The organism is Bacillus marasmi (assembly GCF_902168435.1).
Taxonomy (GTDB): domain Bacteria; phylum Bacillota; class Bacilli; order Bacillales; family Cytobacillaceae; genus Bacillus_BU; species Bacillus_BU marasmi.
In genome coordinates, this window is sequence record NZ_LR656171.1 from 48,954 (window position 1) to 71,479 (window position 22,526).

The 22,526-nt window shown below is 38.0% G+C and carries 21 protein-coding genes; 5 read left to right on the plus strand and 16 right to left on the minus strand.

The genetic code is table 11. The features are described 5' to 3' along the window. Window positions 1–87: 87 nt before the first annotated feature. From FXW34_RS11990 to FXW34_RS12000, 3 genes are all read right to left on the minus strand, one after another. Complete coding sequence (locus FXW34_RS11990; RefSeq protein ID WP_147534242.1) at window positions 88–936, minus strand: family 1 encapsulin nanocompartment shell protein; 849 nt, start codon at window positions 934–936, stop codon at window positions 88–90. A gap of 17 nt (window positions 937–953) precedes the next feature. Then, complete coding sequence (locus FXW34_RS11995; protein WP_147534243.1) at window positions 954–1,598, minus strand: IMEF encapsulin system ferritin-like cargo protein; 645 nt, start codon at window positions 1,596–1,598, stop codon at window positions 954–956. 124 nt (window positions 1,599–1,722) lie between these two features. Continuing rightward, on the minus strand, window positions 1,723–2,940 hold the full coding sequence (locus FXW34_RS12000) for an MFS transporter (protein ID WP_147534244.1): 1,218 nt from the start codon (window positions 2,938–2,940) through the stop codon (window positions 1,723–1,725). Between the two features lie 307 nt (window positions 2,941–3,247). Here FXW34_RS12000 and FXW34_RS12005 point away from each other — a divergent pair, with 307 nt between their 5' ends. Then, on the plus strand, window positions 3,248–4,456 hold the full coding sequence (locus FXW34_RS12005) for a TIGR04053 family radical SAM/SPASM domain-containing protein (protein ID WP_246141031.1): 1,209 nt from the start codon (window positions 3,248–3,250) through the stop codon (window positions 4,454–4,456). 257 nt (window positions 4,457–4,713) lie between these two features. Further along, window positions 4,714–5,943, plus strand: coding sequence for an NAD(P)/FAD-dependent oxidoreductase (locus tag FXW34_RS12010; RefSeq protein WP_147534245.1), 1,230 nt, complete (start codon window positions 4,714–4,716; stop codon window positions 5,941–5,943). A gap of 65 nt (window positions 5,944–6,008) precedes the next feature. Here FXW34_RS12010 and selB read toward each other — a convergent pair whose 3' ends face one another. The 7 genes from selB to FXW34_RS12045 all read right to left on the minus strand — a co-directional run bounded on the left by selB (window position 6,009) and on the right by FXW34_RS12045 (window position 13,521). After that, window positions 6,009–7,898 carry a selenocysteine-specific translation elongation factor gene (gene selB, locus FXW34_RS12015; RefSeq protein WP_147534246.1) on the minus strand — a complete coding sequence of 630 codons (1,890 nt, stop codon included), beginning with the start codon at window positions 7,896–7,898 and terminating at the stop codon, window positions 6,009–6,011. 25 nt (window positions 7,899–7,923) lie between these two features. Beyond that, on the minus strand, window positions 7,924–11,061 hold the full coding sequence (locus FXW34_RS12020; protein WP_147534247.1) for an AAA family ATPase: 3,138 nt from the start codon (window positions 11,059–11,061) through the stop codon (window positions 7,924–7,926). Between the two features lies 1 nt (window position 11,062). Continuing rightward, the gene (locus FXW34_RS12025; protein ID WP_147534248.1) at window positions 11,063–12,205 is read right to left on the minus strand and encodes an exonuclease SbcCD subunit D; all 1,143 of its coding nucleotides are present in this window, start codon (window positions 12,203–12,205) and stop codon (window positions 11,063–11,065) included. 171 nt (window positions 12,206–12,376) lie between these two features. Beyond that, the gene (locus FXW34_RS12030; protein WP_147534249.1) at window positions 12,377–12,577 is read right to left on the minus strand and encodes a cold-shock protein; all 201 of its coding nucleotides are present in this window, start codon (window positions 12,575–12,577) and stop codon (window positions 12,377–12,379) included. Window positions 12,578–12,780: 203 nt separating this feature from the next. Continuing rightward, entirely contained in the window at window positions 12,781–12,924 is a 144-nt protein-coding gene (locus tag FXW34_RS12035) for a YvrJ family protein (RefSeq protein WP_147534250.1), read from the minus strand. 125 nt (window positions 12,925–13,049) lie between these two features. Further along, window positions 13,050–13,265, minus strand: a complete 216-nt coding sequence (locus FXW34_RS12040) for a DUF2922 domain-containing protein (RefSeq protein WP_147534251.1) — start codon at window positions 13,263–13,265, stop codon at window positions 13,050–13,052. A gap of 37 nt (window positions 13,266–13,302) precedes the next feature. Beyond that, on the minus strand, window positions 13,303–13,521 hold the full coding sequence (locus FXW34_RS12045) for a DUF1659 domain-containing protein (protein ID WP_147534252.1): 219 nt from the start codon (window positions 13,519–13,521) through the stop codon (window positions 13,303–13,305). 230 nt (window positions 13,522–13,751) lie between these two features. On the opposite strand from FXW34_RS12045, the gene FXW34_RS12050 reads away from it, so the two are divergent. Next, a complete protein-coding gene (locus tag FXW34_RS12050) occupies window positions 13,752–14,162 on the plus strand; it encodes a vWA domain-containing protein (protein ID WP_147534253.1) in 411 nt (136 codons plus the stop codon). Between the two features lie 101 nt (window positions 14,163–14,263). Next, window positions 14,264–14,542 carry a phage holin family protein gene (locus tag FXW34_RS12055; protein ID WP_342780721.1) on the plus strand — a complete coding sequence of 93 codons (279 nt, stop codon included), beginning with the start codon at window positions 14,264–14,266 and terminating at the stop codon, window positions 14,540–14,542. 81 nt (window positions 14,543–14,623) lie between these two features. On the opposite strand, the gene FXW34_RS12060 is transcribed toward FXW34_RS12055, so the two are convergent. Continuing rightward, window positions 14,624–15,883: an ATP-binding protein gene (locus FXW34_RS12060; RefSeq protein WP_147534255.1), complete on the minus strand. Its 1,260-nt coding sequence runs from the start codon at window positions 15,881–15,883 to the stop codon at window positions 14,624–14,626. Window positions 15,884–16,048: 165 nt separating this feature from the next. After that, window positions 16,049–16,486, minus strand: a complete 438-nt coding sequence (locus tag FXW34_RS12065; RefSeq protein WP_147534256.1) for a MarR family winged helix-turn-helix transcriptional regulator — start codon at window positions 16,484–16,486, stop codon at window positions 16,049–16,051. Between the two features lie 185 nt (window positions 16,487–16,671). Here FXW34_RS12065 and FXW34_RS12070 point away from each other — a divergent pair, with 185 nt between their 5' ends. After that, window positions 16,672–17,127 carry a CBS domain-containing protein gene (locus FXW34_RS12070; RefSeq protein ID WP_147534257.1) on the plus strand — a complete coding sequence of 152 codons (456 nt, stop codon included), beginning with the start codon at window positions 16,672–16,674 and terminating at the stop codon, window positions 17,125–17,127. Between the two features lie 49 nt (window positions 17,128–17,176). On the opposite strand, the gene FXW34_RS12075 is transcribed toward FXW34_RS12070, so the two are convergent. The 4 genes from FXW34_RS12075 to FXW34_RS12090 form a co-directional block, all read right to left on the minus strand. Beyond that, complete coding sequence (locus FXW34_RS12075) at window positions 17,177–18,001, minus strand: YitT family protein (RefSeq protein ID WP_147534404.1); 825 nt, start codon at window positions 17,999–18,001, stop codon at window positions 17,177–17,179. A 254-nt stretch (window positions 18,002–18,255) separates the two neighbouring features. Beyond that, window positions 18,256–19,437 carry a methionine gamma-lyase gene (gene megL / locus FXW34_RS12080; RefSeq protein ID WP_147534258.1) on the minus strand — a complete coding sequence of 394 codons (1,182 nt, stop codon included), beginning with the start codon at window positions 19,435–19,437 and terminating at the stop codon, window positions 18,256–18,258. Between the two features lie 123 nt (window positions 19,438–19,560). Next, complete coding sequence (locus tag FXW34_RS12085) at window positions 19,561–21,528, minus strand: ABC transporter ATP-binding protein/permease (protein ID WP_147534259.1); 1,968 nt, start codon at window positions 21,526–21,528, stop codon at window positions 19,561–19,563. A gap of 226 nt (window positions 21,529–21,754) precedes the next feature. After that, a complete protein-coding gene (locus FXW34_RS12090; RefSeq protein WP_147534260.1) occupies window positions 21,755–22,111 on the minus strand; it encodes a hypothetical protein in 357 nt (118 codons plus the stop codon). Window positions 22,112–22,526: the final 415 nt, after the last annotated feature.

Genomic DNA, 22,526 nt, shown 5'->3' on the forward strand with positions numbered 1-22,526 from the left:
AATAATATAAAAGAGGCTGCCAAGAGGTCAGCCTCTTTTTTTGCGAATTGATTTCACCCCTAAACGAGCCGCTTCCGCTTTTCGCTATTACTCATTAAAATCTTCCAATGTACAGATGGCTGTCGGGCGTTTGATTCTTGGGACGATTGCTTCATAGACACGGAAGTGATAATTCATATTATCCAAGTCTAAAAAGACTGTATCAAAGTCGCTTGCAATCGCTAAATCTAGGTTTTGTTTACCTGCATCGACTACAACTCCTGTACCGCTTTTGATCATCGGAGACTGGTACACACCAGCTGTCATTAATTCACGAATATGCTCAATTTCAAGCACATGTGTGCCTTGATGAACACGGTGCACAAGCGCATACAATTCCGGTGATAACACAAGCGCGTAAGGACCTGTATGTCCCATTCTCAGTAACTTATTGCGCGCTTCCACGACATCGCTAAACGCATTTCCGGATTCCATCCAATCACTACGAATATGAGACAACTTCCCCTTCACATTCATAATGCCTTGAATATGAAATTCCTTGGAGCCATTAAAAATGATATCATCCTCAAGCAAAGCACATTGTTGTGCTGCATTGGCTGATGCAGAAAAATCAATTGGGCTTCTTAACGTTTTTGCCTGCTGAATATCACGCCAATATAAAACAAAATCCTTATACAGCATCGGAATCGTTAATGTGACACGACGCGTGGGTACCGATAATTCTGAGTCCTCTCCATGAAAACTTATCGCACCTGATTCTGGATTCTCGTAAATATCATTTGTTACTGATTGAACCCCTTCTCCAAGCGGGCCATATATATCAATAAATCTTCTTCCTACTAATTGCTTCTTTACACTTTCAAATACAGTTTGTTCAAGTTCATGCCATTCCTCTTTCAACAATGGTGCTTCTGGAAATGCTATTGTTTTGTCCATATCGTTCACTCCTATTATTAATGCTTCAAGCTACCTACAGTTAAGCCTTTTTTCGCATAAGGTTGGGATACACCAGAAACATTCTGTTCTAAAGCTTTAGTTCCCGTACTTTGGTGTTGATGTTCATGATCATGATCATGGTCATGTTCTCCGGCATATGCAGCAATTTTTAATTGCTCACTTATTCCCTCTTTTTCATCAGTCGGAATAGAGGTATTAAATTGGATACCACCCTTAAATTCTTGATTCAGTGTATCCAAAATCCCCTTCATGCGTTGATAATCCTCGTATGTAAAATCTCTAAGCTCCTGGATTTTTGGTTCAAATTCTGTTCCTTTAAATTGAAAAAGTGACAAGTCTAAATGCTCGAGAAAATTGTGTAAGCCAAACTTCTCCAAACTAATATCCTGAAGCAGATGGAGAAAATCTCCATGTTTTTCAGTCAGATTAATTCCTTCAGATACAATTTGTTCCAATTTTGGCATGAGCAGATTTAAACGATCATCGCGGTGATCCTCTTCTTCATAAATATGGTGCCAATACAGACGCTCGTGGTCATCGGTAGCATTATCGATGATAGGTGTGATCATTCCTTTGAAATCAGTTAAAGCGTTTCTAGTTCTTTGAAAGATTGAATCCATTTCAGAAAATGTTGATTCCAAACCCTATTCCCCTCCGCTAATAAAATGGTTATTAGCAAATATAGCCAAGATTTTATGAAAATAAACCTTGGCTTTCGACGCTATTTCAAAACGTTTTTTCAATTATTTAAAAGAAGCTAACCACTCAGTAACGATGGACATTTGAATGATAGGGTGAAACAACAGTACTACTTCTTTCGATTACGTAAACGATAATGAGTGCAGACATAGTCAAAATTGAGATAAAACCAATCACCCCAACCCAATGGTAATGTTGCCAAAAATATCCACCTACAGAACCAACAATACTTGAGCCAGAATAATATGCAAAAAGATAAAGTGAGGACGCTTGGGCTTTATCTTTTGTGACAAAATCGCCAAGCCAAGAGCTTGCCACTGAATGACTTGCAAAAAATCCGAATGTTAATATCGATATCCCGATGATTTTACCTAACAAAAATGGAAGTAACGTAGTAAACGCGCCCATCAGCATGATGCAAATGCTGATTTTTAAGACGATACTGGCACCGTACAAATCAGCTTTTTTACCCATGTAAACCGAACTAAACGTGCCAAATAAATACAGAATAAAAACGAAGCCAATCACGGTCTGACTTAAATGGTAAGGTGCTTGTTCCAATAAAAAACCAATATAATTAAATATCGTGACAAAGCTTCCCATTAATAAAAACGGTAAAATGATCAGCAGCAATAGTTGTTTATTTTTAAAATGCTCCAGATATACACGCCAGCCCAATTTGTCGTCAATTGAAATAACCATTTGCCTTTTAGGTGCCGGCAGTAAGAAAATAAACAAAACACTTAACACAAAAGTAATCATGCCAATCGCTAGTATCGCAAATCTCCACGAAAAAGCATCAGTGATTGCACCTGTCAACATCCTCCCTGCCATTCCGCCAATGCTCGTACCGCTAATATATAGCCCCATAATATTGCCAATTCCACTTGGATTAAACTCTTCAGCGACATAAGCCATTGCTATTGATGGTACTCCCGCAATAACCACTCCTAGCACTGCCCTTAAAGCTAACAGCACCCCAAAATTTGGACTCAGAGCCGTTAGTATACTAAGGATAGAAGTAGAGAACATTGAGAATACCATCATTCTTTTTTTACCTACTAAATCGGAAAGTGAGGCGGCAATTAACATGGAAACCGCCATCACGCCAGTCGACAACGACAAAGTTAAGCTCGCAATTGGAGCTGAAACATGAAACTCTTTAGCAAAAACCGGCATCAATGGTTGAGTTGTGTATAAGATCGCGAATGTCACAAACGCACCAATGAATAATGCAATACTAGCGTGTTTGTAATCCATTGACCCTTTCTCTATATAAGTCATAGTGAACACTCTTCCTTCTGTTGAGTTAATTTAATTTTCAGAAAATAACTTATTTATTTTATCAATCATAGCAAATCAATGTCCAGTTTTCGGTCATTTTGTTCATTTTAAAAATAGTGATAGTTTTGTTCACAAAATTGGTTCATTTCTGTAGCAATTTTGTAAAAACCACTACCGGCATTATGTTTTTTCTCACTTTATAATGAGTTTGTAAGGGATAAAAATGATAAACTGCATGCCAATAGTGATTGGTGCAATACAAAACTAGTAAGGTTTGGTGATAAATATGAATGGACATCCACATGGAATGGGGCATCCACATAGTTTAGGACATCCGGGCGGACACCCTGGAGGACATCCAGGCGGACACCCTCATGGAGCCTCAGCACAGATTGATTATAACGAAAATCCATTTATTGTTATTTGGGAAGTAACTAGAGCCTGTCAATTAAAATGTGTTCACTGCCGTGCTGATGCACAGATTACTCCAGATCCACGCGAGTTAACACATGAGGAAGGCATTAATCTTATCGACCAAATCTACGATATGAATAACCCGATGCTAGTCTTTACTGGCGGGGATTGTATGATGCGTGAAGATTTATTCGAGTTAGCTGATTACGCAGTAAAAAAAGGCATGCGTGTATCGATGGTACCGAGTGCAACTGATAATGTAACGAAGGAAAAAATGATCAAGGCAAAAGAGGTTGGTCTATCACGATGGGGCTTCAGCTTAGACGGACCTACACCAGAAATTCACGATCAATTCCGTGGGACTCCTGGCTCTTTTGATTTAACTGTTGAAAAAATCAAACAATTAGTCGAACTTGGAATGCCACTGCAAATCAATACCGTTATTTCACGGTATAACTATGATCATCTAGAAGAAATGGCGAAATTAGTTGAAGAACTTGGCGCCATTATGTGGTATATCTTCTTGCTTGTGCCAACTGGCCGCGGTCAAGAGGATGCCTGTATTACGCCTGCGGAGCATGAAAAAGTATTCCGCTGGTTATACGATTTAAGTAAAACTGCGCCTTACGATATTAAAACAACAGCTGCCCAACACTACCGCCGCGTCGTATTCCAACAAAAGGCACGCGAGCATGTTGATGGTGTTGATAAGCATGATATTAATTACGAAGATACACTAACTAAAGATATGGCTTCAAAAATTGACGGCTTAAAGCGCGCTCCTAAAGGAGTAAACGATGGTGTTGGCTTCATTTTCGTTTCACATATTGGTGAGGTATTACCAAGTGGCCTCCTTCCGATTGTTGTAGGAAATGTTCGTGAACAGCCACTTGCAGAAATTTACCGTGAATCACCAGTTCTTAAAGAATTACGTGACCCTAACAACTACAAAGGAAAATGTGGAGTTTGTGAATTCCGTTTTGTATGTGGTGGATCACGTTCCCGTGCTTACGGTGCAACAGGTGATTATTTAGAGAGCGAACCATACTGCGTTTATATTCCAGAAGCACTGCGCAAAAAAGAAAAAGAACCAGTTAAATAATAAAAACAAACAGGAGGCTACAGCAGGTTTAAGAATCATTTTGTAGCCTCCTTTTCTTATCTTTGTGAATTAATCAATTTGTCACATTTACTTAGTATTAATACCTTGTATCAGTGCATTACATATCGTAATATGTATACATACTAAAATGTGAATGATTTCACAATAACTTTTTTATAGCACTTATTTAGTACTTTTATTTTTATTTTCAAATGTGAATACTTTCACATTAACGGTAATTAAAAGGAGAGATTATCATGAGTAAACCAAAAATCGTCATTCTAGGAGCAGGTTACGGCGGTATTATGACTGCAAAAAATTTAGAAAAACAACTGAAGGCAAATGAAGCTGAAGTTCTGTTAATTAACAAGCATGATTATCATTACGTTACTACACAATTACACAAAACTTGTGCTGGCACAGCTTCAGATGAAAAAATCGCTATGCCAATCCGTGACTTAATTGATAGCAATAAAATCACGTTTAAAAAAGCCACAGTAGACTCGCTAGATTTTGATCACAAACAGATTCTATTAGAAGGCGGAGAAACAATTAGCTACGACTACCTTCTTGTTGCGCTTGGCTTTAAAGTAGAAACATTTGGAACACCTGGCGTTAATGAACACGGCTTTAATCTACGAAGCTTCCGTACTTCAAAAGCTGTTTTCCCACATATCATTAAGCAATTTTCTTTATACAAGCAGGATCAAGATGAATCACGTTTAACTTTCGCCGTTGCAGGTGCTGGTTTCACTGGAATTGAAATGATTGGTGAATTAATTGAGAAGCTTCCTAAAATCGCCCAATCATGTGGTGTGCCTTTCAATAAAGTAAAAATCATCAACATTGAAGCAGCTCCAACGGTATTGCCTGGATTCGAAAAAGAAGCTGTTGATTATACAAACAAACTACTAATCGAAAGCGGAGTTCAAGTAATGACCTCTACTAAAATCCTAGAGGTTACTGAAAACTATGTTAAAGTAGCTCCAGGAGTTGAAATTCCGACAAAAACCTTGATTTGGTCTTGTGGTGTTCGCGGACATGAGCTATTCGAAAAAGCTGGACTAAAGACTGTTCGTGGCAAATTGCCAGTTGATAAGCAATTACGAGTGCCTGAGTTAGATAATGTATTCTGTATCGGTGACAATGCATGGTTCATGAAGGATGAAAAAACTGCCCTTCCTCCGACTGCACAAGTTGCCCTTCAACAAGCTCCAGTTTGTGCAAAAAATATCGTTGCTGCAATTCGTGGTGAACAACTAGAAGCATTTGAATACCACCATAAAGGTTCCGTTGCATCAATTGGCGGTGGTTACGCTGTTGGTAAAGTTGGACCAGTTGTCATTAAAGGTAAATTCGCAGCGTTCATGAAGGAAGTAATCGAATGTAGATACTTATTCCATTTGAACGGTCCAGGATTTATGATTAAGCAATTCTTAAAGCGTAAACCAGAACCAACAGAAGTACAAATTAAACAAGCACAGTAATGATTAATACAAAAGGGCTGTCCGGTAAATCAGTATTGATTTATCGGGCAGCCCTAATTTATTAGTTACTGTTTTTGCCACACTCGCTTGTTATCTATTCGCTTCGTATAGCCTTTCGCATCAAGGCGCTCTAAAAATGGAATCATATATTTTCTTGAAAGGTCTAAAACGTCCTTTGCATCCCCTACCTCAAACTCCGGACCTGTCTTACTGCGCAGTAATTCTACCGCATTGGCAAATATCTCCCCATCCCAATAATATTGATCATCTAGAGGTGCGATTTGCCCTTGATCTTCAAGGAATCTCTTTAAATCCCCTGTTAACGATTCTGGAATACCAGCTTCTTTAAAATAATCAAGCAGATAACGGACCTTCATGCCATCTTTTTTCATCACCTGAAGCATGTTCTCTGTACGTTTTGCCCAGTTCGTTGGGACATGAGGAACAAATTCCTTTTGCGAAACAAACTGATCTTTTCGTCCAAAAGTTCCGTTACTAACACCTTGCTCAATGACAAAATCAAGCAAAGCTCTTGGATATTGCTTTTGCATAGATTGCAATATTTCCGCTTTATTGATCCCCTGCTTCATTGGATAGCTACGATGATAATCACCTAAACGATCAAACAATTCATCCTCAATCATCATTACGAGCGATTTCAAAGTGTATTCCTTCCCATTGTATAATAGGAAGTCTTCACTATTTAGTTCACTTAATAATGTTTCCTCATCCAATGCCGTTCTTTTAATTAACTCTGATAATCCTAGGCTTTTGCCCTCAGTCAACGCTGCAACGATTCGCTCATGCGGGGTCCCGACCTTTTTCTTCTCCAGCTCTTCAATCGTTTGAACACCAAAGCGATGCTTTTCACCTCTTGGGTCAATTACCCAACCGCCACCAATCGTTTCCTGGGGACTTGGGCGCCGGATAATGAAGCGGTCGCCACGCTTAGTGACAATTTCTTCATCCAAGCGAAGCTGACAAAGGATTTCTCCATTCTCTTCCTTTAATTCATTCCGATCAAAGAAAACAATACGTCCCATTACTTCGGCTGTGCCAATATGACATTTAATTGGCATCCGTTGCTTCACCATGTAATCGAGATCCTCGACAACTCGAATTGCGACATCAAGAGTACGCGTTACATTAAAATGTTCGGAAGAAACTAAAACATCGCCTCGTTCTAAATCCTCTTTAGAAACATTGGAAAGATTAATAGCTACACGTTGACCAGCAAAAGCCATTTTTGCTGGCTGATGGTGGACTTGAAGCTGTCTTGCACGGACTTCAATCCCCTCTGGCATAATCTTTAGTGCGTGGCCTTCTTCAACGGTTCCTTCATAAACCGTTCCGCGTACAACAGTCCCTTGCCCTTTAACCGTGAATACTTGATCAATTGGGAGGCGGAATGCTCCTTTTGCATCGCGCATTTCTTGTTCTTTTAGCGTATCAATGATCAATTTTTTCAAATAATCGATTCCCTTTTTAGATAAACTATCTACTAAAACAAATGGAGCGTGCTCAAACACCGTTCCCTGTAATTCTTCAAAAATATCATCCTTGACTAGATCGATAAATTCCTCTTCAACACGATCAATTTTAGTAATCGCCACAATCCCATTCTTAATTCCCAAAAATCCAAGAATGTCTAAATGTTCCTTCGTTTGTGGCATAACTCCCTCATCTGCAGCGACCACTAACACAACTAAATCAATTCCTGCTACTCCAGCAATCATTTGCCGGATAAACCGCTCATGCCCTGGTACGTCAATAACAGATATTTGAATTTCTTCATCCTCATAAAGTGGTGCAAACCCTAATTCAATTGATATTTGTCTTTCTTTTTCCTCTTTAAGACGATCTGTATCAACATTCGTTAATGCTTTCGTTAATGTCGTTTTGCCATGATCAATATGACCAGCCATGCCGATGGTAAAATATCTTTTGTGCTCCATTTATGACACCTACTCTTCTATCTAGTTAATTCATAAGCTGAAATTCTGTTGTACTTCCAGTTTGAGTTGCAAATACCTCAAGGCGGGCATCCATTCTTTCCTTCAACTCTGGAACATGTGAAATGATGCCGACAAGACGACCGCTACTTTGTATGTCAATTAACGCTTCAATTGCTTGATCTAATGACTCCGGATCCAATGTTCCAAAGCCCTCATCAATAAACATCGTTTCTAAGGAGACCCCTCCGGCATATGCCTGAACCACTTCGGCTAAACCTAAAGCAAGTGCAAGCGCGGCTTTAAAGCTTTCACCACCTGAAAGTGTTTTGACATGGCGCTCTTGACCTGTATATTGGTCAAAAACAAGTAATTCTAAACCACTCTGCCCAGCACCTTTAGAACGGTCTGTTTTACGTTGCAATTGATATCGTCCACTTGTCATCTTTGTTAAGCGAACATTCGCCTGAGTTAAAATATCATCAAGGAAAGACGCTAATACAAACCGTTCAAACGTTATTCGATAAGTATTCTGACCTTTGGCAATTTCATGTAAATGGCCAATTAGTTTGTATCGTTCTTCAAATTCCTTTAGCTGTTCGTTCAGTGCATTGATTCTAGTCAGAATATCTTCATTCGTCCGTTTTTGCGAATAAATGTTCATGTATTGATTCTGAAGGATGCTCAATTCCTGATTTACGGTTGCAAATGCTTCGTTCAGTTTTTCTAAATCTGGAGTCTTAACATCCTTTAACAGCTCCACGAGCTCAGTATAGCGGTCTGAAACAGAGCGCAGCTCTTCGCGATAGGCACGAATCATTTCAGCCAATTGTTTAAGCTCTTGCTCCGACCTTTTTGCTCCATTGTAATTAGCATAGGTTGAAAAGCCTTGCTCAGTCAATTTTTCTAAAAAAGCTGCTTTTTCCTGTTCTAGCTTCATTGCTGTGCTGACAACTTGCGTATTTACCGTGTCAAGCCGAGCTGTTTCGGTAGCAATGCTTTCCCGAGAATCTTGATATTGCTGGTTTATTTTTTCAAACTGTGCCTGCAGTTTGGCGTTTTGTTCAAATGCTGCATTTACTGCTGATTCATAAGCCTGAATCGAGCGAAGCTCTTCTGGTATCTGCTCAACCATCCTAGTCAAAGTGGTTCGCTTTTCTGTATATTGGATCGTTAAGCTATTAATGCTTTCACCTAACGCCTTACTTTTATCGTTAAATTGAAGCTTTGCCGCTTCCGTTGCTTCTATTTGCTTGTTTAAAGCATCTAGCCGATTTATTTTTGTAGCCAATAGCTGTTGCTGTTCATTTAATTTTGTTTGCTCAGTCAGAATTGAATTTCGTAAAAGGTCAAAGGATTCGTCTGAAAAATCAGGACGATTTTGCACAATTTCTTCTTTTAGCTCCTGTAAAGATTGAATAAGTGCACTTTGAGCAGATTGGTATTTATAATAATCTGACTCTACCTTGCTTTTCTCAGATTCTAATTCTACAACCTGAGCTTTTGCGGCTTTAATGTCTTGCTGTGTTACAATATGACCCTCGTCATGCTTTGCAAGAGACGGGTGATGTTTCGAACCACAAACTGGGCAGTCATCTCCCTCTGATAATGTGCTAGCTAGAATTGCAGCTTGACTTTGTAGCCAGGTTTGCTCAAGTTTGTCTACTAATGCCTTACCATCTTGCAAGCGTAGAACAGCATTTTCAAAAAATTGCTTCGCTTTTACTAACACTGCCTTTGATTTTTCAATTCGGGTAAAAAGGACCCCGTATTTTTGCAACTGCTCCAGTTCCGTTTGTAGCAACTCTAATTTCCGTTTATTTTCTAAAAACGAAATTTGCCCTTGGTCAATTTCTGCCTTTTCAGCCTGCAGCATTACGAGCGTTTCGCTAGCTTTTTCGCTCTCTTTCTCCATTTGTTGCTGATCTTGCTTCGCTTTTAAAAGCTGTTGATTCAACTTTTGGACAGTTGCTTCTAAGTTGGCAAAAGAGAAGACATCTTCCTTTATTAACTGGAGGCGCTTGAGGTGATCTGCTGCTTCTTGACGCTCAGGCTCGCGTGCCTTCTCTTTTTCGAATTGCTGCTTAAGTTCTTCTACCGTAATCGTAAGCTGTTCTACCTTATTATGTAAAAGCTTCTTAGTATCTTCGGCTTGTTTTAGTTCTCGTTTTAAATGATGACAAATCTCTTCTTGCTTAGCTAAGAGTGCAGCCCTTTGTCCTAGCTCTACCATTTTTTCGTTTTGATCATAGCTATCTTTTTGATTTTCTAATTCCTTCTTTTTTGCTAGAAGCTCTTGTTTTGTATTCATTTGCTTCACAATTACTTCAGCCTCGTAAATGCTTTGTTGGAGGCCATCGCGTTCAAGCTGTTTACGGTCAGACTCTTGCTTTAATTGTTGAAGCTTTTCGGTTTGGAAGCTGATTTCTTCTTTAAGCAATGGAAGGATTAATGTATCATTCACACTATCAGCAGCTAAGTAGTCCTTTAATTCCTCATTTTCAAGCACTTGTATTCCACGTATTGCTTGATTTCGTTCATCGATTTGCTTTTCAACTGCCCGCTTTAATTCCGTTGCTTCTTCTTTAAGTTTTTCCTCAATCCTTTTATACATTTCAGTGTGAAAAAGCCGTTGTAATATGACTTCCTTATCCTTGCTATCAGAAGTTAATAGCTTGCGGAATTCTCCTTGTGGAATCATGAGAATCTGGCGAAACTGATTGCTATCTATTAACATAATTTCCTTTATGCGCTCATCCACGTCACGGACATTTGCCGCAAGGAGTTGTTTATTTCCATGTTCATCATAGACATATAGCTCTGCTTTGGCGTTTATCGTTGTAAATCCTTCACCGCTCTTTTTTTTCTTTTGCTGTTGCGGGGAGCGCCAAATGTAATAACGTTTTCCGCGCAATGTAAAATCAAGCGACACCTCAGTTAAAGCATCTTCATGTGCGAAATGGCTGCGCAGTTCAGGCCCGTTCCTATCTTCACCACTAGCTTTGCCGTAAATGGCATAGCTAATCCCATCAAAAATCGTCGTTTTTCCGGCACCGGTTTTTCCTGAAATTACAAACATCGTCCGATTTCCTAAAATCGAGAAATCTATTTCTTCCTTTCCGGCGTATGGACCAAATGCTTGCATCATTAAATGGATTGGCTTCATCCTATACACCTTCCTCTTTATGGACCTTATTAATAACCGTCGCCATCACTTCACGCTTTTCATCGCTAAATTCAGCCGTCGTCATTTCTTGGTAAAATTGTTCAAACAGCTCCAATTCTGATCTTCGTTCATCTCTTTGAATTGAAAATGAACCTTTTTTCTTTGTATCCGTCTGGGAGAGTTTCCGCTCAAGGTGAAGCACATTCCCATATACTTGACGCAGCTTGTTAATGGGGTCAATTAATGCTCCTTCATCGAGAAGAGTCACCTTTAAATAATCATCACACTTTTGTTTTTCATAAAAACTTGGGTCGAGTAGTTCCTCGAGATGTCCCTCTAATTCGCGCATATCAAATTTTGGTGATAACGAGCGATAACGCTGTTCAAATCTCCCTTTATCGTCCATTTCAATGATCGATATTGATTTTTTCTGCTTTGCTTCTGAAAAAGAATACTTTAATAATGAACCAGAATACTTTACAGTTTCGTGCCGAATCGCATCGGGGCTATGTAAATGACCTAATGCGGTAAAGGAAAATGGCGCAAACAATTCTGCACCAACACAGCCAGAGCCTCCAACAGATAACGTCCGTTCAGAATCTGAAGTTTGTCCGCCTAATACAAACGCATGTCCGACTAAAACATTTGGCTCATTAGGATTCATATTTTTTTCAATTTGGTCAATAATCGCTCGCATCGCCTCTTGATGAGAATGGATTGAGTCATCCCCCAATAGCTGCCTGACAATTCCGGGTTCTGCATATGGAATTAAGTAAAAATTAACACCGTTTATGTGAACAGGCCGAAAATCGTTCGTCAACTTGCCTGTTAAGTAAAAATGACTGTTGCGATACCATGAGCTACCGAAGGAAAGTCGTTCTGCACTATCATGATTACCGGCAATCGCAACGATTGGCGTATTTAATTCAACATTTAGCTTATATAGTACTTCATCTAATAGTTCGACCGCTTCGGTAGGTGGCACAGATCTGTCATATAAATCACCAGCTATAATAACGGCATCTGGCTTCTCTTCTGCTACTACATCTGCAAATTCACCAAGTACCAATTTTTGATCTTCTGTCATATACTTTCCATGAACAAGCTTACCCAAATGCCAATCTGCTGTATGAATAAATTTCATGCCTATCATCCTTTCTAGCTAAATACAGCTTACTTCATCAATATTCTCTATTATACCAAACATATCTTCGTAATGATTTTGGCTAGCGACTGAATTCTATAAAACTTTTCAGCTTAAACGCAAAAAACAGCTCAACCTCTTCGGGTTGAGCTGTTAGGAATGTAATGATTATTATAACTTTTGAACGTTTGCAGCTTGTGGTCCACGAGCACCTTCAACAACTTCGAAAGATACTTCTTGACCTTCTTCTAATGTTTTGAAACCTTCTGATTGGATTGCAGAGTAATGAACGAAAACGTCATTTCCGTCTTCAGCTTCGATAAATCCGAAACCTTTTTCTGAGTTGAACCATTTAACTTTACCGTTTTTCATGTAACAAAATCCTCCTATTGGCTGGTCCTCTTAGGAGTGACCATTTGTAAATTCACCAATTTACAACGTTGATAGCTTTACCTTCATTACTTATCCAAACGTTTTCAAAGACATTAGAACAAGCTTTTGCATAAATCTAACACGGTGCAACGGCTTAGTTAAATATAACATTTTTTGCCCATAATGTCAATATTCCCAATGGTTTACAACCCTTCCTTCATGCGCTCTGGGAGGCTTTGAATCGACATTACAACAGTATCTAATTTTGCCTCGATTCGATGCAATAAATACAAAGTAACAACGATAGGAAAGCCGACATCGCTAATGAAAGGTATGACTTGATCCACAGTTATACACTCCTTTTCTTCTAATGCTGAATTCCGCTCAAACCAACATAGGATGGGCGTGAGATTTGCTTCAAAAAAACAAGGCCGGTATCGTGAATGAAACCAGCCTTGTCGGAACTTAATGATTAAAGTTCATATTCAGTAACATTCCGATCGATTACTCTCGCTCCACTAACTGAAGCTAAGTTTCCATTTGCTGTATGAAAAACATTAGCTGTAATAATTTGCTCCATTGCTAGCGTTACTGCAGCAGGATCAATCGGTTCAATCGGACTTTCAAATGATAATTTAGCACTTTTTCCAGAGTCGGTTCCAAAAACAAGTTCCAATGTTTTAGCCATTCTATACACCTCCCTGTTAATTTATTTGTAATGCTCATTACGCAATCACATCAAAGCTGTTGTTACGTTCGACTGTAACAAGTGGATGTGTGCATAATGTCGAAATCGCTTGTGCTACTTGATAAATCTGTTCTGCTTCTGCCTCCTTCTTCACATTATTAAATGACTTTGTTTTGAAGATTGGTTCGCCTTTATCATTTAGACCCGTCTCAAAAATCAAACGCAACTGAGTGCTTTTTAACATTTCCTGTGCCATGTTTTCCTCACCTCCTTTCACCCCTTATATAGGGAGAAAGGGTAAAAAAAGACATGGTAAATTACGCCTCTTTATGAATAATTAGTGAACTATTTTTTTAAGTGGAGGTAAAAATTAATTCTATCTTTAGAATTAAATGGTAGAATATCAAAAGAACTCCATTATATTTTGACGGGTATTTTGTCAAAATAACAACTGTTGTTTCATTCTTACAAAGGGAGCTGGTCTTATTGAGATGGCATAAAAAGGTATTATCATTAATTCAGGAGCGTCAAGCAAAGAAGGTAGCATTAGCGATTGATACCTCTTCCAATCAAGTAAACACCATATTAATAAATAATATTGTGAAATTATTTGAACAATTAAAGCCTGATACGCTGCTAGTTCAGGCTGATTATAAAATCCGCAGCATAACCCCGATTAAATCTGATACGATAAAGTATTACAGTCATGGTAAATCATCCTATACACTTGTATTAGAGTGGGCAAAAACAGAACAGATAGACACTGTTTTTTATATTACCGATGTAACTGGTTATTTTTATGAAGATATGGAAGAACTAAACTTTGAAATGTTTTGGTTGGTTCCGAATGATTTCATCCCTAAAGTACCGTTTGGAAAAGCCATTAAAGTGGCTTAAATCAAGCTCTACCTCATTCTAGTAATTATTTTAACTGATTAGTTTTTTGTCCAATCCATTCCACCATTTTTTCCATACAATGCTAATAGCTATGAATGGAGGTGAATAGATTGGACCTACTAAGTGCTTTAAATGAAAATTATTTAATGCTAGTACCAGCTTTATGGGTATTGGGATTTGCATTAAAACAAACGCCAAAGGTTCCGAACTGGTCTATTATTTGGATTTTAACAATTCTGTCGCTAGGTTTGGCTGTATTTGCCTATGGTTTTAACGTTGATGCTATTACCAATGGCCTGGTCGCGGCCGGTGTAGCCGTTTATGGTCACCAGTTAGTAAAACATTCCATTCTATCAAAAAATAACAATAATAAACAATAACTAAGAAAACCACTAACTTTAAACTCCGATCACCATAATCTCTTTTCGGTTATTTTTCTGAATCCCCAAAAAAGAACGAGGCTAAATTACACGCCTCGTTCTCTCAGTATTTGGAAATTTTACAATAAATTGCGTACCATGTTTAGGCTTACTAATAATTTCAATTGTTCCGTTCATCGCTCGAATAATGCTGTGGGCAACCATCATCCCGAGCCCTGTTCCATGCCCTTCAGTAGTTGAGTAAAATGGTTCACCCAATCTGTTAAGGATTTCCTCGGACATTCCATATCCAGTATCAGTTATCGTAATAATGACTAATCCTTTGTGATCCGAGGTTTGAATCGTTAAGTTACCACCTTCTGGCATCGATTCGATATTGTTTTTTATTAAATTATGAAAACAACGGCGCAGCATTTCTTTATCGGCAACAAGAGTGCTTTTGGATGTGAATTTTTTCACAATTTTAATGTCTTGATTACTTATCATAGGTGATAATTCACTTAATATTTGATGAAAAATCCAATGACTATTCACTTCTTCTACCTTCTCAATGGCGGGTTTTGCAAAGGTTAGATAATTTCCAATTACTTCCTCAGCTTGATTCAATTCTGATATTGCTATTTCAATATACATTCTTTGAGTTTGGTCGAGATTTTTTCCTTCATTCAAAAATTGCAAAAAACCTCTTGCTGATGTTAGTGGATTGCGGATTTCATGAGATATGGCCGCTCCCATTTGACTGACCGCTTCAATCCTTTTTGATTTTAGTAATTGTTCACGCATTTTCATGTTTGAATGCATTGATTCTATTGAGTAAGCGATAATGCCCGTACCTAGCGCAGCAATAATAAAATAAGGAATCCATATTTGCAAACCATACGCTAGTTGGGTAAATATAGAAACAAAAGCTGAAAATATCATTGACGCAATGATACTTAACATGATGGAGACTACGATTCTATTTTTGCTTGTAAGCTTTAAAAAATATGGCTTTACTAATAAAAGCAATAAAGCCACTGATAAGTTTAAGAAGACCGTTACTAAAAAGCCGGAATCGAAATCGATTATCGCCCGGACGAAAATAGCAACACCGGCAAATAAAAAGGCTGAACCTAAATATAAACCCGAAATGATTAATGGTACAAGCCTTAAGTCCATGCGAACTCCAGGATTAAGATAACTGGAAAAAAGCATGCAGAGGACAATCGCGATGATACCATACATATATGCAGTCTTTGTTTGTTTGTTATATGAAAAGTTTTTCTCAAACCACATTTGCATAAAAAATAGTAAAACTAATAATAGAGATAAATTAAAAAGCAAGTGTTTTGCCATTTCCATCTAATCACCACCAAAAAAGTCCACTGTTAAAATTTTAAAATAATCCCATTCATTTGGCAATGTTTATCAAGTTATTTCTTTATATAAATATAATTATAATGGTGAATAATTCGAAATAATTTCATAAATAGAAACAAAAGTGCCTTGTAAACAAAAAACCATCCATTACGGATAGTCTTTTGAAATAAGCGATTGATTAAATTTTCTTAGGTATTTACCAAAGGCAACACGTTCTTCTTCAGACCATTCTTCCAAAACCTCTCTAATTGCGTTTAATCGGTTATTTTTGTAAAGGTTGAATTCCTTGGCCCCTAGTTCTGTAATGTGTAAAGTATAGGCTCTTCCATCATAAGGATCAGGCTTTCTTGTTAAGTAGCCCTTCTTCTCAAGCGCACTTGCTTGACGACTTACTGTCGAAATATCCAAATGAAACTCATTTGCTAGTGTTTTAACTCCGACTGACCCATGTGTTGAAATTTGATGCAATAATAAAAAACCAGATCGATCTAGATTTCCAAGTTTTTGCTTTGTTGATATATAAGTAACTCCTCGGATTAATACAGCTAATTCCATACTGATTAAGTCCAAACCATCTTGCTCCATGACTATCCAACCTCGCAATGAACAATATTATTATTATGCCAATCATAGCATGCAAAAGTTATTTTTTGTATGATTTTTCACATAAGTGAATTAATATTACTATTCCCAATTAATAGTTGTATGACACAATCAAAGGATTAATATAAAATAATCATATAGATTAACTTAAAGTTGGTGATTATAACTTGAAGGCTCATGATATCATGGTTCGCGAGGTATACAAAGTAATGGAATATGATACGGTCCGAACGGTAATTGAAAAATTCATCAAATATCGCATTAGTGGTCTCCCGGTGGTAAATGACCATAATGAAATTGTTGCTTATATTAGTGATGGCGATATAATGCGTTATATCGGTAAGCGGAAGGATTACTATGTTGACAATTTTTATTATTCCTTTGTTATAAAGGATGATTTAGAGGATTTCCAAGAACGCGAACAAAGGTTGCTAGGTCTAAATGTCATGGAAATAGCGAAGAGGAAAAGTGTCACGGTAGATTGGAACGAGAATATTGAAGACATCGCTGCATTATTAGGTAACAGACAAATTAAGAAAGTGCCAGTCGTTAGAAATGGTGTCTTGGTGGGAATCATCAGTCGTGGTGACATAATTAGACACGCCTTTAAGTCGATGATTTGATATTTTTATTAAAGAGGACCTGTCACAAATAGTGACAGGTCCTCTCATTTTAGTGAATATCGCGCTTTTTGAAGCGCCCGCCTCTTACTTCTGTAATATCAGCAATCGCTAAAAAGGCTGAAGGATCGATTTCTTCCACAATTGATTTTAATTTTGATTCTTCTAACCTGGTGATAATCGAAAAGACTACCTTCTTATCATCACCAGTAAATGCACCCTCACCTTTTAAATAGGTAACACCTCGACCCAAACGCGCATTCACTACTTCACCAATTTTGTCCGCTTCATCACTAATAATCCAAACTGATTTCGATTCTTCTAATCCAGCTACGACTGTGTCAATTGCTTTTGCAGCAATTACGTAGGCAAGCAATGAATACATTGCACGATCCCAACCAAATACAAAACCAGCTGTTCCGAGAATGAAAACATTAATAAACATAATAATTTCGCCGACTGAGAATGGAACCTTTTTGTTTATTAAAATGGAAAGAATCTCAGTGCCATCCAAAGCTCCACCATTTCGGATAACCAAGCCCACTCCAACACCAAGGATAATCCCTCCAAAAACGGTTGCTAACAGGATATCATCTGTAAAGGCTGGAACTGTATGAAAGAGTGATGTAAACACAGATAACACGATAATTCCATATATAGTGGAGATTGCAAATGTTTTTCCCATTTGTTTAAATCCAAGATATACAAAAGGTAAGTTTAATAGGAAAAGAAAGATTCCTAGTGCCACGCCTGTTAAATGTGAAAGCATGATGGATATCCCGGTTATTCCGCCATCAATAACATGGTTTGGAACTAAAAATATTTCTAATCCAGTAGCCATTAAAATAGCCCCAAGAGTAATCCCTATTGTTCTCATAATCTTTTTTCTTGCTGTAAGCTTACGATGCTTTGCTACAGCACCAGCTAATTCCGCCGCTTTTGTCAATTCTGTCACACAACCACCTCTTATAAATTATAAATACAGTTTATTATATCAAAATATACCTAACCTATGGTAATTTCGGGGTTTACTTTTTCCTAATATTTTGCATTGTATCATATTAATTAATGACCTTCTCAGAAAAAAAGCCCCTAGCATTTAGATGCAAGGAGCCTATAATCCATTCATGCTCATTCCGATAATGCTTGGTCGAGGTCATCTCTTATGTCCTCCCAAGCCTCCAAGCCAACGGATAATCTTAACAACGTGTCACTAATACCCATTTTTTCACGTTCCTGTTTCGGGACCACTGCATGCGTCATTGTTGCCGGATGCTGAATTAATGTTTCCGCATCGCCCAAACTAACAGCAAGCTTGATTAATTTTAACCGATTCATAAAATCCTGGGCAGTTTCCCTTGTTCCTTCTATACAAAAAGAAATAAGACCACCCGCTTGCTTCATTTGCCTTCTCATTATGGCATAATCAGGGTGCTGATGGTCGCCCGGATAGTAAACGGCTGAAATCTTCGGATGCCCCTGTAAATACTCAAAAAGCTTTGCAGCATTTTCACTATGACGGTCCATCCGAACTGCCAGTGTTTTAACTCCTCTAAGCAACAGCCAGGCATCAAACGGAGAGATTGTTCCCCCGATATCCTTTTGTGTCGTCTTAGACACATCAGCGATAAATTCCTTTCCTCCAACTACCAAACCTGCAATCACATCACCATGTCCACAAATGTATTTTGTGGCACTGTGAATGACGATATCACAACCATGTGTTAATGGTGTTTGTAAATAAGGCGAACAAAACGTATTATCGACGACAACGGGTATTCCCTTTTGCTTGGCTGCCTGCACGACTAACTCTAAGTCTATAAGCTTCATCGTTGGATTGATTGGGGTTTCGATATAAATGCAAGCAGTATTAGGAAGAATTTGTTTCTCTAACTCTTCCTTTGACTTCATTTCTGAAAAATCATGATTTATTTTGTATTTTGTTCTTAAAAGCTGAAGCAAGCCGAAAGTACAGCCATAAATACCCTTTGAAACGAGGATATGATCACCCGTCTTTGTTAAAGCCAATAAAACGGCGGAAACGGCTGCCATCCCCGATGAAAAAGCTAATCCAGCTTCTCCTTTTTCCAATGCGGCTATACGACTTTCCAATATTGTTACGGTTGGATTCCCTAATCTTGAATAAACATATCCAGCTTCTGTGCCAGCAAATCTTCTTTCCCCTTGCTCTGCCGATGAAAACGTAAACGTCGAGCTTTGGTAAAGGGGTGGAACTAAACTATCCTGATGCTTATCTGGTGAATATCCAGAATGAATGACCTCGGTTTCGAATCGGACCTGTTTTTCTTCCATTTGGCGCACTCCTTTGCCAACATATAGGCCTTTTCCTATAGTATATGAGTGAACCTGTATTATGGGATGCAATAGTCGCATTCTCAACCCAAAAAAAATGAAGCATATTTCAGCTTCATTCATTTATTCGTATCTCAGCGATTCAATTGGGTCGAGCTTTGCGGCTTTTGAAGATGGTAATAATCCAGCAACGATACTGATGATCGTACTGGTCGCCAAGCCAAACAGGATGTTCCCTAACGAAAGATTTATCAACTCTGCACCAAAACTGTCCTGGAGGACACTGTTTAATATCGCACCTATGGCTACCGCTGCAACGACGCCAATCAATCCGCTTAACAGTCCCAATAGAGCTGATTCAGAAAAGAAGATACGCTTAATGTCCTTCTTTCGTGCTCCGATCGCCCGTAAAATCCCAATTTCTCTGGTTCTCTCTACCACACTAATATACAGGACGACTAAAATCATAATTCCTGAAACGATTAAAGAGATTCCAGCAATGCCAGCTAAAACAAAGGTAGCCATGTCCAAATAGTTGGTCACCTGCTTTAACAGTTTTTCTAAATTCGCGCTTGAATAGCCCGCCTTTTCGATATTAGTCTTTAACGCTTCGAGGTGATCCTGGTCATCGGCATAAACATTCAATTGCATCGGTTTAAGCGTCTTTCCACTACCTTCATACATTTTTTCCAGAGTCTCATATGGTAAATATGCGATATTGGCATTGGCAACATTCGCATTTTCAATATCCGCAATTCCAGATACCGTAAGTTCTCTTTCTAGAATGATCGGCTTATTTTGTTCATTAATATCATTCACATAAAACATTAATTTTTTACCTACCAGCTTTTTATAACTTTTTTCACTGCTGATTGCCTTCGCTTGATCGGCAGTTAGGACAATTTCATTTGAAGCTGGGAATTCTCCTACTACTAAAATACTTTCATCTGTATCCTTCGTCAAAGTTGAAAGTTGATTAATTTCTGTTCTGTTTTCGCCATAAACAACACTGCTTTGCCGCATTAATGAGGCAACGCTATCAACACTTTCGACATGGTTAATTGCTTTAATTTTATCAATATCCTCTTGTTCAAAAGGTAGCAAGGTTTGTTGAACAGCTGCTCCCGGATGTGCTTGTTCAGATGGTGCGCTTTTATCGGGCTTCGTTACATCAATCATTAAAGGATTCAAGCTGGCATTTATTTCATCATTGATATAATTTGTTACACCACTTCCGAGGCTTAACATTAAAATGACGCTTAAAATCCCAATCGAACTTCCTAATGCGACCAATAAATTTCTACTAGCTTTTAACCGCATATTTCTTATTGCGAGCTTAAACGAAGCGCTTAAACTAAACGATTTTGCTTTATTATGTACTTTTTCAGTTAAGGTTTGATATCGTTCCTTTAGTTTGCGATCCTCTTTAATTTTTCCATCCTCAATTTTCACAATTCTACTGCTTTTATCTGCTACCTTTTGTGAGTGAGTCACAGTAATAATTAAAATACCTTTTTGGGCGATTTTATCGAGTAAATCTAGAATTTGTTCACTTGTGTCTTGATCTAGTGCGCCTGTCGGTTCATCAGCTAAGATAATTTCCGGATCATTCGCAAGCGCCCTGGCAATTGCAACACGCTGCTTTTGACCACCGGAAAGCTGATTTGGCTTTTTTGTTAGTTGATCGGCTAAACCAAGCTCGGTCAATATTTCTTTAGCTCGAAGGTTGCGTTCCTTTTCACTCGTATCAGTCATTTGCATAGCAATCGTGACATTTTCCAGTACGGTTAAATGTGGTATCAAATTAAAGCTTTGAAACACAAAACCTATTTTATTTTTCCGATAATCATCAATTTCCTTTTCCTTCATCGCTTTAAAGCTCTGCCCTTGAATTAGGATATCCCCTTCAAAATCTGAATCCATCCCGCCGATGATATTCATCAAGGTTGATTTCCCGCAGCCTGATTCACCGAGAATCGAGACAAATTCTCCTGTTTCAAAGCTCAAGTTCACATCATAAAGTACTTGAACTCTTTCCTTGTCATATAGCTTATAGGATTTGTTAATATTTTTTAATTGCAGCAATTCCATCCCACTATCCCCTTAATTGTGTCTTTGAGGTGCCGTTCGCAATGGTTGTATTCTCTCATAAATTATAGCATTCACAGGGGTAGGAAAATTTAACAAAATAGTGATAACACCTAATATCTTCAAATAAAATAACAAAGGCCATGTAGGAACATGACCTTTGTTTATTGCATATTATTATTATTTCTGCTTTTCATTGTTATAGTGCCTTTCCTTACCTCTGGGCCCTCTAAATATCATGTGTCATGGAGTATTTATTTAAAATAAAAGCTATACAACGATGCGCATCTTTGCGATTTGCAAAAAAGGATTTAAGCTCTTCTACAACAATCGGAATCGGATTCATTGAATAACTAGAAATTGCTGAATGTACATCAATTAAAAGTTCACGATAGAATTCTAGATCTTCAGTCTTATCACCGCAAGTACAACTACCTTTCTTCAAGTGTTTATTCATGTTGTAATATGCCTGCCCCAGCTCATACCGGACTAAGCCTAGTAGTTCAAATGACCAAGATTCATTTAATAAAATGGATAGAGCCTTTAGTGCATGTTCGTGTGCTAGTTTCCCTGAATTTTTCTTCATAATAAAACCTCCTTAATAACTTAGGTATTTAGATTAGAATATTAATGGTCATTCTAATCAAAATGATTCATTCTTAAACGCCCACTAGTTATAGAGGCTTGAACAGGGATTGTTTCATTTGATTTCAAATGTTCGATAATGAGCAAGCCATTGCAAAAAATAAAGCACATATTACTTTAGCTGCAAATTACTCATATTCCCTATGGTTCAGAAGCTTTCCAAATTATTCGCGCGAATAAATTATTAATTTAGAAAATTCTGAATATATTTAATATTAATATACATGATATTCTTGGGTTGTGTCAACATATTTATTATTTATTAACAATGCATTTGGATAAAATCACAAGAAATAACGCAAATTCAACTTGATATTTGGTTCATACACATAGATTCACTAAACACCAACACAAAA